At 63.7% G+C, this 11,451-nt stretch carries 14 protein-coding genes; 11 read left to right on the top strand and 3 right to left on the bottom strand.

What is annotated here, in order from left to right; genetic code table 11:
- Window positions 1-2: 2 nt before the first annotated feature.
- Both imuA and ISN75_RS19195 read right to left on the bottom strand, forming a co-directional pair.
- Window positions 3-635 carry a translesion DNA synthesis-associated protein ImuA gene (imuA, locus tag ISN75_RS19200; RefSeq protein WP_343817631.1) on the bottom strand — a complete coding sequence of 211 codons (633 nt, stop codon included), beginning with the start codon at window positions 633-635 and terminating at the stop codon, window positions 3-5.
- A 7-nt stretch (window positions 636-642) separates the two neighbouring features.
- Window positions 643-1,212 carry a LexA family protein gene (locus ISN75_RS19195; protein ID WP_167257204.1) on the bottom strand — a complete coding sequence of 190 codons (570 nt, stop codon included), beginning with the start codon at window positions 1,210-1,212 and terminating at the stop codon, window positions 643-645.
- A gap of 166 nt (window positions 1,213-1,378) precedes the next feature.
- On the opposite strand from ISN75_RS19195, the gene ISN75_RS19190 reads away from it, so the two are divergent.
- The 4 genes from ISN75_RS19190 to chrA all read left to right on the top strand — a co-directional run bounded on the left by ISN75_RS19190 (window position 1,379) and on the right by chrA (window position 4,245).
- Entirely contained in the window at window positions 1,379-1,810 is a 432-nt protein-coding gene (locus ISN75_RS19190) for a hypothetical protein (protein ID WP_168647723.1), read from the top strand.
- Entirely contained in the window at window positions 1,803-2,015 is a 213-nt protein-coding gene (locus tag ISN75_RS19185; protein WP_167257202.1) for a helix-turn-helix domain-containing protein, read from the top strand. Before ISN75_RS19190 ends, ISN75_RS19185 begins: the two co-directional genes overlap by 8 nt.
- 381 nt (window positions 2,016-2,396) lie before the next feature.
- On the top strand, window positions 2,397-2,972 hold the full coding sequence (locus ISN75_RS19180) for a hypothetical protein (protein ID WP_343817628.1): 576 nt from the start codon (window positions 2,397-2,399) through the stop codon (window positions 2,970-2,972).
- A 64-nt stretch (window positions 2,973-3,036) separates the two neighbouring features.
- Window positions 3,037-4,245: a chromate efflux transporter gene (gene chrA / locus ISN75_RS19175; RefSeq protein WP_343817626.1), complete on the top strand. Its 1,209-nt coding sequence runs from the start codon at window positions 3,037-3,039 to the stop codon at window positions 4,243-4,245.
- Between the two features lie 48 nt (window positions 4,246-4,293).
- Here chrA and ISN75_RS19170 read toward each other — a convergent pair whose 3' ends face one another.
- Complete coding sequence (locus ISN75_RS19170) at window positions 4,294-4,524, bottom strand: hypothetical protein (protein WP_167257199.1); 231 nt, start codon at window positions 4,522-4,524, stop codon at window positions 4,294-4,296.
- A 154-nt stretch (window positions 4,525-4,678) separates the two neighbouring features.
- On the opposite strand from ISN75_RS19170, the gene ISN75_RS19165 reads away from it, so the two are divergent.
- The 7 genes from ISN75_RS19165 to ISN75_RS19135 all read left to right on the top strand — a co-directional run bounded on the left by ISN75_RS19165 (window position 4,679) and on the right by ISN75_RS19135 (window position 11,434).
- Window positions 4,679-5,287: a TetR family transcriptional regulator gene (locus tag ISN75_RS19165; RefSeq protein WP_167257224.1), complete on the top strand. Its 609-nt coding sequence runs from the start codon at window positions 4,679-4,681 to the stop codon at window positions 5,285-5,287.
- A 14-nt stretch (window positions 5,288-5,301) separates the two neighbouring features.
- The gene (locus ISN75_RS19160; RefSeq protein ID WP_343817624.1) at window positions 5,302-5,688 is read left to right on the top strand and encodes a GNAT family N-acetyltransferase; all 387 of its coding nucleotides are present in this window, start codon (window positions 5,302-5,304) and stop codon (window positions 5,686-5,688) included.
- 73 nt (window positions 5,689-5,761) lie between these two features.
- A complete protein-coding gene (locus ISN75_RS19155) occupies window positions 5,762-7,825 on the top strand; it encodes a M13 family metallopeptidase (protein WP_343817622.1) in 2,064 nt (687 codons plus the stop codon).
- A 171-nt stretch (window positions 7,826-7,996) separates the two neighbouring features.
- Window positions 7,997-9,163 carry a M23 family metallopeptidase gene (locus ISN75_RS19150; RefSeq protein ID WP_343817620.1) on the top strand — a complete coding sequence of 389 codons (1,167 nt, stop codon included), beginning with the start codon at window positions 7,997-7,999 and terminating at the stop codon, window positions 9,161-9,163.
- A 60-nt stretch (window positions 9,164-9,223) separates the two neighbouring features.
- The gene (locus tag ISN75_RS19145; protein WP_168647729.1) at window positions 9,224-9,649 is read left to right on the top strand and encodes a hypothetical protein; all 426 of its coding nucleotides are present in this window, start codon (window positions 9,224-9,226) and stop codon (window positions 9,647-9,649) included.
- Between the two features lie 561 nt (window positions 9,650-10,210).
- On the top strand, window positions 10,211-10,516 hold the full coding sequence (locus ISN75_RS19140; RefSeq protein WP_167257194.1) for a hypothetical protein: 306 nt from the start codon (window positions 10,211-10,213) through the stop codon (window positions 10,514-10,516).
- 315 nt (window positions 10,517-10,831) lie between these two features.
- Window positions 10,832-11,434 carry a hypothetical protein gene (locus ISN75_RS19135; protein WP_343817618.1) on the top strand — a complete coding sequence of 201 codons (603 nt, stop codon included), beginning with the start codon at window positions 10,832-10,834 and terminating at the stop codon, window positions 11,432-11,434.
- Window positions 11,435-11,451: the final 17 nt, after the last annotated feature.

The raw sequence follows: 11,451 nt of genomic DNA, 5'->3' as shown, positions 1-11,451 counted from the left end.
CGTCAGCGCCCGCTTTCGGCGGGGAAGGGAATCGCCATGGCCGGCGGTTGCCCGCCGCGGCATTTGCGGATGCGCAGCTGCCGTACCGGCGCGGTTTCCACTTCCAGCCGCAGTGCCGCGGGCGAAGCCTGCGGTGCGTGGCGGCGGTCGCGAAACAGGAAACCGAGCGCGCGGCCGTGATCGGCGGCGACCTGCAGGCGGCGCAGCGCGCGGTCGTCAGCCTGATGCGGCCAGGCCAGCACGGCGGCGCAGCTGCCGGAGCGCAGGCATTGCTCGGCGGCCCACAGCGCATCGCGCGGCGTATCGGTGCGCACGATGTCCACGCGCGACATCGCCACGCCGCGGTTTTCCCAGCCGGCGACGCAAGGCGTGTAAGGCGGAGCGATCACCGCGATCACGCCATCGGCCTGCGTCAGCCGCGCCAAGGTAGGCAACACCAGTTGCAGCTCGCCCACGCCATCGGCGGGCAGCAGGATTTCGCTCAGCGCGTGCTCCGGCCAGCCGCCGGCGGGCAGCGCGGCGTCCAGCTGCGCCCAGCCGGTGGGCTGGCTGCCGGGTTCCGCGGCGGGTGCGGCGCGGCCGTGCCAGACCTGGCGGCCGGCGAACAGCGCATCGAGGGCGACGACCTGGCCCATCGCCCGCTCAACGCAACTGGCGCAGGCAGCGGGTGACCACGCCCCACAGTTCCAGCGTTTCGCCTTCCTTGAACACGATGGGCTTGAAGTGCGCGTTTTCCGGCAGCAGGGCGATCTTGCCGTCGACCTGGCCCAGCCGCTTGATCGACAGCTCGCCGTTGACGATGGCCACCACGATGTCGCCCTGGCGCGGCTTGAGCGCGCGGTCCACCAGCACTTCGTCGCCGTCGAAGATGCCTGCGCCGATCATCGACCAGCCGGACACGCGCACGATGAAGGTGCTCGGTTCGTGTCCCGCGATGATCAGGTGCTGGTTGAGATCGACGACATCCGCGACGTCGTCGTCCGCCGCGCTGGGCAGTCCCGCCGGCACGCGGCTGCTGAAGGCGGTGAGCGCCACCGTGGAAGGCAGCAGCGACAGCGGCCGCGGCGTATCCAGCGAGTTGCCCTGGCGGTAGGCATCCAGGTAGGCCAGCACGGTCGGCACCTGGCTTTCGGGAACGCGCAGGCGCTGGGTCGGTTCGCTGGAGGGGCGGCCGGCGCCGGGGCGGGAGCCACCGTGGGAGGGAGGAGACATGGCTGCGGCAGCTTGAATAGCGGGTCGGTAATCAAGATAGCACCAGCATCATCTCAGCGCTTGAGATACCTCGGGTTCGGCGATAAGAAATTTCTTTAAGTAAAAAATATTTGACATCAAGTTATCTTTGGCGGACATTGCGGCCACACCAAGAGGGGACACGCCCATGCTGCCGAGAGAACGCTTTGCCTGGATCTGGACCGCCGCGCTCATCGTGGTCGGCGCCGCCTATTTCATCGCGGTGGGAGTGCAGCAGCAGGCGCACGCCGAACTGAGCTTCCTGACCCGCATCGCCACCCTGGCGGCCGCCCTGGGTTCGCTCGGCGTGATCGCCGGCGGCGAACGGCTGTACGCCCGCCTGGGCGGCGGCGGCCACCGCTACGAGGCGCCGGACGAGCGCGAGCGCTTCATGGATGCCCGCTCGTCCACCTTCGCCTACTACGTGCTGATGGCCGGGATGCTGGTGGTCGGTTTCGTCATGCCGTTCAAGCACAGCGGCTGGGACATCGTGCACGGCGCCCTGCTGGCCGTGATCGCCGCCGAGGTCGTCCACCACGGTTCGCTGGCCCTGGCCTACCGCCGAGGCTGGCGTGTCTGAGAAGCGCCTGACCAACAACATCCGCACGCTGCGCTTCATGGCTGGCGAGATGACCCAGGCGGATCTGGGGCAGCGCGTCGGTTTGACCCGGCAGACCATTGCCGCGGTGGAGGCGGGGAAGTATTCGCCGACGCTGGAGACGGCGTTTCGGATTGCCGAGGTGTTTGGCAAGCCGTTGGATGAGGTGTTCCGGTGGGAAAGCTGACGGGGCAGGGGTGACGAACGGGGCAGGCTGTCGTTCGACGGCTTCGTTACGCTCGCCGGAATGTCGTCAACGTTTGGGATGAATTCCTTCTCCCTCCGGCGACCCGAAGGTAGTCCCGTGGGAGAGAAGGTGGCGGCAGCCGGATGAGGGTACGGGCGAAGCGCAACGCACCGTTCCGCCCGTACCCCAACCCTCACCCCTCTCCCGGTGTAAGAGGGGCTCCACGTCAGCCTTCGATATGAGGGGCGCCTTCGGGTTTCGTCGTGGCCTGAAAGCGCTGCGGCTGGATGACTTCGATGGCGGCGACGGACCGGCGCAGCCGACGCCGCGCATGGCGGAAGCGGTTGCGCCGACACCTTAGATTCGATGAGGAGTCGTGTCATGTTCAAGCATCTGCCATGGTCGTTTGCGTTTGCCGGCATGCTGTCGATCGCCGGTGCCTTGGCCGCGGAGGCCGGCCCGCAACCGCCGCCCGAGATGGCGGCGCTTTATCCCCGCGTCGGCACCTGGAAAGTGCTCATGCGCACCGGGCCGAGCGAAAGCCTGCCCAAGGGCGGCGTCGACAACGGCGTGATGGTGATGAAGAAAGGGCCAGGCGGTTTCTCCATCGTGCAGGAGTTCACTTCGCATGGCACCAGCGGCGACGTCGTGGGCCAGAGCTATGCGTGGTGGGATGCCAAGGCCAAGGCCTACAAGAGCGTGTGGTGCGACAACATGCAGGGTTGCGTCGACTTCGTCACCGTCGTCAAAGGCAACTCGTGGACGGTGGAACTCGATGGCGAGTCCAACGGCAAGAAAGTGCACACCACCATCCGCGCCACCATGAGCGCGGACCGCAACCGCATCGAAGAGGAAGTGGCCAATGCCTATGACGGCGGCCCGATGCATGTGGAAACCGTCAGCTACTACACGCGAATCCCCGATTCCGGCGCGGCCGGGGAAACCCACGCGCAATAGGCTTGTGCTACGAAGTCGCGCAGTGGAATAAGGATGGCGGTTCGATGGGCTGGTCGGCTTGCGCATGAACAAGGCTGCGAAAATCTCGCCCCCCGGCACTGCCTGGGAGGTCGGCGCGATCTTTCTTCGCCTGGGGCTGACGTCGTTCGGCGGGCCGATCGCCCATCTGGGGTATTTCCGTCGCGAGTTCGTGCAGCGCCGCCGCTGGCTCGATGAGGAGCATTTCGCGCAGCTCTTGGCGCTGTGCCAGTTCCTGCCGGGGCCGGCGAGCAGCCAGCTTGGATTCTCCATCGGCCTGCTGCGCGCAGGCTGGGCGGGAGCGCTGGCGGCGTTCGTCGGGTTCACCTTGCCCTCGGCGCTGCTGCTGTTTGCGTTCGCTGAGTTCAGCGGGCAACTGGCGGGGCCGTGGGGACAGGCCGTGGTGCATGGCTTGAAGCTGGTGGCGGTGGCGGTCGTTGCGCAGGGCGTGCTCGGTATGGCGCGCAGCCTGTGTCCCGATCCGCCGCGCGCCTTGCTGGCGGTGCTTGCCGCGGCACTGATGCTCTTCAGCGCGCTGCCGGCGATGCAATGGCTGGTGGTGGCGGGCGGAGCAGCGCTTGGGCCGCTGATCTGCCGGCAGGTGGTTGCCCGGCAGGGCGAAACGTTTGCGTTGACGTACGGATCGCGCAGCGGCGCGGTGCTTCTGCTCGCGTACGGAGTGTTGCTGGTGGCGGCCTTGGTGTTGCCGCCCTTGCTGCCGCCGTTGGGACAGATGGCCGGCGCTTTCTATCGGACCGGTGCACTGGTGTTCGGCGGCGGCCACGTGGTGCTGCCGCTGCTCAAGCACGCCATCGTCGATCCCGGCTGGGTCAGCCCGGACACCTTCCTTACCGGCTATGGCGCCGCGCAGGCGGTGCCGGGGCCGATGTTCACGCTGTCGTCCTTCCTCGGTAAGCAGATGTATGGCGGGCAGGGTGGGGCGGCCGGCGCGCTGGTCGGCGTGCTGTCGATCTTCCTGCCGGGTTTGCTGGCGGTGTCCGGGACGCTGCCGTTCTGGCGGGCACTGGCCGCGCGCGACCGGGCGGCGCGCATGCTGGCCGGCGTCAATGCGGCGGTCGTCGGCCTGCTGGCGGCGGCGTTCTACGATCCCGTATGGGTCAGTGCGGTGGCTGATGCGGGAGATTTTGCGATCGCCGCCGTAGGTTTCGTGGGCCTGGTAGCGGTGCAGTGGCCCGCGTGGGCCGTGGTGATCTGGTGCGTGGGCGCTTCGCTCGCGCGCCATGCGCTTGCCTGAGATGCCGGATCGCAGGGAGTCCGTTCCCCTGCATCGCGATCAGTCAATTCAAATGACTTGATCGGTGATGCGCACGTGCGCATCCGTGATGTGGAATCCGTACCTGGCGATATCGTCCAGGCATTCGCCCGAATCGATGCCTGGCATCGCGCGCTCGCGCTCCAGTTCCGCGGATTTCAAGGCATTCCATGGGGCGAATTTCGCGGGCAGGTTGGCGCCCGTCGCATCCGCCGTTACGCCGAACACGCGGCCAGGGCCGCGGAAAACATGGACTAGCATGAGGCTTGCTCCTGGCCTTGGTCATTCAATTTGATTTGATTTATCGATGCGCAGGCGAATCGGGCATGGCTACCATGGGTGCCGATATCGCGCCGTTCCTGCGGTTGGTGATATTGAATATACACGTGTATATGTAATTTACAAGCGACCACCCATGACCACGCGTTCCTACTCCAGCCCCGTCCGTGCCGCCGCCGCCGCCGAAAAGCGCGAGCGCGTGCTGCAGGCCGCCATGCAATTTCTGCGTGAGTCGGACAGTGCCGCCAACTTTTCGCTGGAGATGGTGGCCAAGCTCGCGGGCGTGACGCGCCTGACCGTCTACAACCAGTTCGGCTCGCGCCGCGGGCTGATGGAAGCGGTCTTCGACGAAATCGCGCTGCGCGGGCAGATGGGCCGGCTGCGGCATGTGCGGGAACAGGCCGATCCGCGCGAAGGGCTCGACCAGCTGGTGCAGATCTGCTGCGAGTTCTGGAGCAGCGACCCCGCGCTGCGGCATATCTACGACGCCATGGCGCCGGACCAGGAATTCGCCCAGGCCTTGACCGCGCGCAACGAACGGCGCCGGCAGCTGATCGCAAGCCTGGTGGAAAAAGTGGCCGGCAAAGGCACGCGTGTGCAGCCGCGCCGCGATGCCGTCGATCTGATCTTCGCCCTTACCGGCTTTGCGATGTTCCGGCAGCTGGCGGAGGGCCGTTCGGCGAGCGAGGTCAGTGTTCTGATCCGAGTGGCCGCACATGCGGCGCTCGATCGGCTTGCCAAGTGATATCAGAAAACGGGATGGTGGAATTTCGCGTCGATCCGTTTCCGTCCGCCGATGAACTCGACGCGCTCTGGCTGCAAGCCTGGGGCAGCCACGCGTCCGGAGAATTTCCACGCATTCTCTCGCGCAGCCTCGCGCATATCGGGGCTTATGAAAGCGGGGAGCTGGTCGGCTTCGTCAATGTGGCATGGGATGGCGGCATTCATGCCTTCATCCTGGATACTTGCGTGCATCCGCGATTGCGCAGGCAAGGCGTCGCCACGCGGCTGGTAAACGAAGCCACCGTGCTTGCCAGGGATCGAGGCGCCCATTGGCTGCACGTCGATTTCGAACCGCATCTTTTTTCGTTCTACCGAAGCTGCGGATTCAGGCCGACCGAGGCGGGTTTGATCAAGCTCCGGTAATCGTGGGATCGTGTGATCGTGGGATCGTGGGATCGTTGGGCGGTTGGCTGGCGCTTGTGTCACAGGGGGAAGCATGCGGACTTGGTTTGTCGCTGCCATGTTGGCGGCTGCGGGAAGTGTTGGCGTTGCGGGTGAACTGCCAAGGGCTGGCGTTTCTGCGCCCTCTGCGGTGGCGTCCCCGTCGAACGCATCGGGCTTCGATGTCGCCGATATGGATCTTAAGGTCCGTCCGCAGGACGACTTCTACCGTTACGTCAACGGCGGCTGGCTCGATGCGGCGCAAATCCCGGCGGATGCGGAGCGCATTACGCCTTCTTCCGAACTCGATAAGGTCATCCGGCAGAGGCTGCGCCAGCTGGTCGAGGCCGTGCCGGCTGACGCGAAAGGCGATCGGCAGAAAATAGCCTGGCTTTATCGGAGTTTCCTGGACGAGGCCGCGCTGGAAAAGCTGGGCGTGCGCCCCTTGGCTCAGGATCTGGAGCGCATCCGGCACGCGCGCACCGTCGGCGATATCTGCGCACTGATGGGGCAGCTCGGAAGCATCGGCGTCGATAGTCCATTCAGCAATTCCGTACTCAACGACGCGGACGATCCCGGCCAATATGCCTTGACGCTTTACCAGAGCGGCTTGGGCATGCCGAACCGCGACTATTACCTGGACGATACCGATCATTTTCGCGAAGTGCGCGCGGCCTACCGCAAGCACGTCGCCACCCTGCTGCGTATGGCGGGCGACGTCGACGCCGAAGCGGAAGCCACGCAGGTCGTTGCCCTGGAAACGCAGCTTGCCAAAGCCCAATGGCCTGCTTCGGAGCTTGGCGATCCGAGCAAGACCCACAACAAGGTGCGGCTGAAGGATCTCCCGCGCACGGCCCCTGGCATTGACTGGCCGGCCTATCTCAAAGCATCGCAAGCCACCGGCGGCATCGATTCGCTCATTCTCGCGCAGCCGGATTTCTTCGCCGCATTAGGCCGGATGCTGCAAGACACTCCGGCGCCGGTATGGCAAGCCTATCTGCGCTACCGCCTGCTGAGCGCCTATGCGCCTTTCCTCAGCCGCGCCTGGGTCGATGAAGGCTTTGCTTTCGAAAGCACCATGCTGCGGGGTATTCCGCAGAACACGTCGCGCTGGGAACGGGGCCTGGACCTGGTTGAAACATCGATGGGCGAAGGCCTGGGCCGGCTCTACGTCGAACGGTACTTTCCGCCGTCGTCCAAGCAGAAGTTGCAGGACATGGTGAAACACCTGGTGGAAGCCTTTCGCCAGGAGATCGATACGCAGGATTGGATGGCGCCATCCACCAAGCTGAAGGCGAAGGAAAAGCTCGCCAGGCTGCATGTCAAAATAGGTTATCCCGACCGCTGGCGCGACTACGGCAAGCTCGCCATCGAGCCTGGCGACCTGGTCGGCAACGTACGCCGGGCCAGGGCCTTCGAATATGCGCGCAATATGCACAAGCTCGGCCATCCGGTAGACAAGGGCGAGTGGTTTATTACGCCGCAGACGGTAGATGCGTATGAATTTCCGCCGCAGAACGAAGTGGTGTTCCCGGCCGGCCTGATGCAGCCGCCGTTCTTCGATCCCGAAGCAGACGATGCCGCCAACTACGGCGCCATCGGCGGAACCCTCGGGCATGAAATCAGCCATGGCTTCGATGACGGCGGCAGCCAATACGATGCCGATGGCCGGCTGCTCGGCAAGCCGGGCTGGTTTACCGAGAAGGACCGCGAAGCATTCGACCGGCGTGCACAGGCATTCGTCGCGCAATACGACGGTGTCGAGGCTGTGCCGGGCCATCGGGTCAATGGCGCCCTTACGCTGAGCGAAAACGTTGCGGATAACACCGGCATCGCCATGGCCTACCAGGCTTATCGACTTTCACTGGATGGCAAGCCGGCTCCCGTGATCGATGGCCTGACCGGCGACCAGCGGTTCTTTATGGCATGGACCAGGAAATGGCGGGCCAAGGTGCGCGACAGCGAAACGCTGCGCCTGCTGAAAAGCAACGAGCATGCGCCGCGCACGGTGCGCGGCATCGTGCCGGTAAGGAACCAGGACGCATTCTACCGGGCCTTCGACATCAAGCCCGGGGACGCGATGTACCTGGCCCCGGCGGACCGGGTCAGGATCTGGTAATGGCGGGTGATTATCCCGCCGCTTAAGGCCGCCCCGGTGCAAGGCCGGGGTGGCCCGCCGCAGCGGACAGTGCGCTAAGGTACGCGAGTGGACACCAAGCCAAGGCGCCCTGGGGGCATTTGGACTGGACGTCGCGTTCAACATATCGATGCGCCTTTGGGGGGAGTTCGAATGATTCGCAGGTCTGCGGTGGCGATGCTGGTCGCCTTGTCTTGTGGCGTGCCGGGGATTCATGCGGAAAAGGCGCTTGCTCCGGTGGAGGCGCGGGTGCCGTTTGCGCCAGAAGGGTTTACCGGGACGGATGGCGCGGTCCATCTGGCTTACGAACTGCATATCACCAATTTCTATGGCGATACCGGTGCGCTGAAACCGAAAGGCTTGCAGGTCTTCGGCGATGACGCGAAGACGCCGTTGCTGGTGCTCGATAAAAACCAGTTGTCCCAGTTTGTCCGGCCTTCGCCCGCGGAGCATACGCCGGTATCGATTGCGCCCGGAAAGCGTGCCGTCGTCTTCGTATGGATCACGCTGCCCGCCGGCGCGGCTCTACCGCACACGCTGCGCCACCATATCGAATTCGATACCGAGAAAAAGACCGTCGCCACGCTCGATGGCGCGACGGTGAAGGTCGACAGCCAGAAGCCGATGACGCTGGGGCCGCCTCTGCGTGGCGGACGGTGGCTGGCGCACGAAGGGCCCGGCAATGCGCATTCGCATCACTGGGGCAGTCTGGTGGCGGTGAATGGCGACCTGACGATTCCGCAGCGCTATGCACTGGACCTGGTTGGCGTCGACGACGCGGGCCACGCGATGCGGCCGGGCGTCAAGGACATGCAGAAGACCACGTATGCGGATTGGATCGGTTATGGCGCGGAGGTGATCGCTGTGGCCGATGGCGTGGTGCGCGATACCCGCGACGGCGAGCAGGAACACAAACCGCTGAGCCCGCAGCCCGAGCCGTCGTCGCTGACCGCGGATGGCCTGTTCGGCAATTACGTGGTGCTGGAACTTCAGCCTGGCGTATTCGCCACTTATGCCCATTTGAAGAAGGGCAGCGTCAAGGTCAAGCCGGGCGACCGCGTCCATCGCGGACAGTCGCTCGGGCAGCTTGGCCAGTCCGGCAATTCGGCCGCGCCGCATCTGCATTTCCAGTTGTCGACGGCGGTGGCCTTCGAAGGATCGGAAGGGCTGCCTTACGTATTCGAGAGCTTCGATTATCTCGGGCCGGAATCGGAGGCGCAGTTGTTCGGGCAGGGCGAGGCGTGGAAGGAGTCGGCGGTGGGGCAGCGCAAGTTGCAGATGCCGTTGAATGATGTGGTGGTGCGGTTTGCGAATCCGTAGCCATTCGTTCGCCTTCAGTCCGGGCGGGCACAACCTGATCACAAGGAAGGGAGGTGGCTTATGCGCTGGGCAAAAATCATCGGCCTGCTGGTTGCAGGAGCGATTGTCGGCGGCCTGCTGACGGGCTTCGCGGTATTTGAATACATGAAGCAAATAGGCGTGGATTGGAATCAATGGGCAGCTTCGGAGCGTGACGAATCGAAAGTTGCCGATGCCATGATGACTTTGGGTTCGCTCAAAAGTCTTCGCGCCGAAGATGTGGACGGTGCTGAAAAAGGCCTGGAGTCGCGGCTGAACAGCCATATTTATGAGCTGGCCTTGATGAAGAGGACAGGCCACGATCCGAAGGGCGATACATCCAAGGCGCTATCAGCGATCGCGAAGTACCGGGAAACGTATCGCTGGACCAGCGGCAATCCGGAAGTGGACAAATTGACCACGAATGCTCTGAGCGAAGCGATCAGCGGCTCGCCGAAGGATCACTGACCTCAATGCCATCGGATATGTCTGTAAATTGCTCCTTGTGCGCACAACACGAGCGTGCGCCTACAGACAACCCAAAATCCATTTGATAGCGTGGCAGGCGTTGCTCGCGGTGTGTTTTAGGGCGCGTCGCGAGCAACCATGGCAGCAATGCTGTGAGAAGCGCGGGCCAAGGGTGCAGCAACACCCCTGACCCGCTGACCATCACCAACTAAACAGGAGTTGATCATGGCTGTGCCAGATCATACGTCACTTGTCCGCTCGCCGATCCCCAGGGCGACACATCCGCCGGCTAACCGGGCTGTCCGCCGTCTTTGCGGACACGGTTGAAGAACCGCGGTCTAAGAGTTTTCGCAGGTAATAATTCCTAGCCGTGAAACCCGGCGAGTTGCCTCGTGCAACGGCGAAAGCGACTGAAGCCGCAACCCACTTCATCAATCAAGCCGCCCGGCGCCTGTGTTCCAGGTGGTCGGTAAACCTCGAGTCCGTGTGGTCGCGGCACGTCGTGCTGTCTGGCGGCGTGCCGTTCTCGGGACGAGGGCGGCGTAGAGCAAGGAGTTGCTTATGGACGTTTATGGCGAGGCGTGGCTGAGCCGCCACGTGGACTATTTTTCGGATCCGGAGGCGGGGCCGGATGCGTTGTTGAACGATGCGACGGAGTGGCTGCATTTCGCGCATAACGCGATTCGATTGCTGGCGGAACTGGCTGACGAACACGGCAGCGTGAATGCGCAGCGCTTGCCGGTGATGCTGGAAAGCATCGCAACGTTTATCGAAATGGGCACGCGCTGCGCGACGCAGGCGCATTTGCGGATGCAGTGGCTGCAAGTGAAGGAGGTGGTGTCGGAGCGTCCAAGCCCGGCATCCTGATCAACCCCACCTACACCCTTACCGTCATCCCGGCGCAGGCCGGGATCCAGTAACGTCACGGTTCGATGGTCGCGAAGGACTCCAAGAGCAAAGTCTTTGGATGCATTCGCCCGACTGCGGCGCCTCGCTACTGGATCCCGGCCTGCGCCGGGATGACGAGCAGGGGGTGCATCGCTGTGCCCTGCCTCGCGTGCTCTGGGAGGGGCGATGAGTGCAGTCCCATTTGCTGGGTTCTCATGGTAGAAGGCTATCGGCTCAAGGGCTTTCGCTGACGGCGTAGCCCTTTCAAGGAAAGGCTCTGGCGATAGGGAATCTATGGAGTACCGTCATTCAAAATGGCTCTCCCGGGAAATTCTGGGTTTCGCCGCGCTGCCTGCCGGTTTCCTTATCGCAGCGTTCGAGCCGTCTCTATGTTCAAGCGCCAGTGCGCAAATCTCATTGGGTGTAGTTGGGGCGTCCCTGCTCGTACTGCTGATCTGCGGCTATCTATACGTCAGCCGCTATCGCATCAAACTCGCCCCGGACGGCATATCCATTACCGGCCTGTCCCGTACTCGATCCATACCATTCAGCACGATCGTTCATGTGGTCACCATAAAGGCTCCAAGAAGCGGAACGGATTCATGGCTGCTGGACAATGACGACACCATCATCGCGAAGATCGATGGAGGCCTGCTCGGATTCGACGAGCTGATGGCAAGTCTCGGTGAGCGACTGAGTCCATATCAGGTCATCCTGTATCGCCGCACATATGGGATGTGGGAGATGCAGGTGGCCGGTGACAAGAAGTGGGTGCCGAGCGAATGTCCGCGCTCGGTGGCCAAGGCAGTCGCTAGGCAATCCGTGATCTTGATCGTCGGACTGATTTTGCTGACCGCATCGGCGCTACTTGCGCATTGGGTGTCGGCACCGCACTAGTCAAACATCGGGACGGG

The sequence above is a fragment of the Dyella marensis genome (assembly GCF_049532885.1).
Lineage (GTDB): Bacteria > Pseudomonadota > Gammaproteobacteria > Xanthomonadales > Rhodanobacteraceae > Dyella_D > Dyella_D marensis.
The sequence above is the reverse complement of the archived record's forward strand: the minus strand, read 5'-3'. Positions and strand labels throughout refer to the sequence as shown.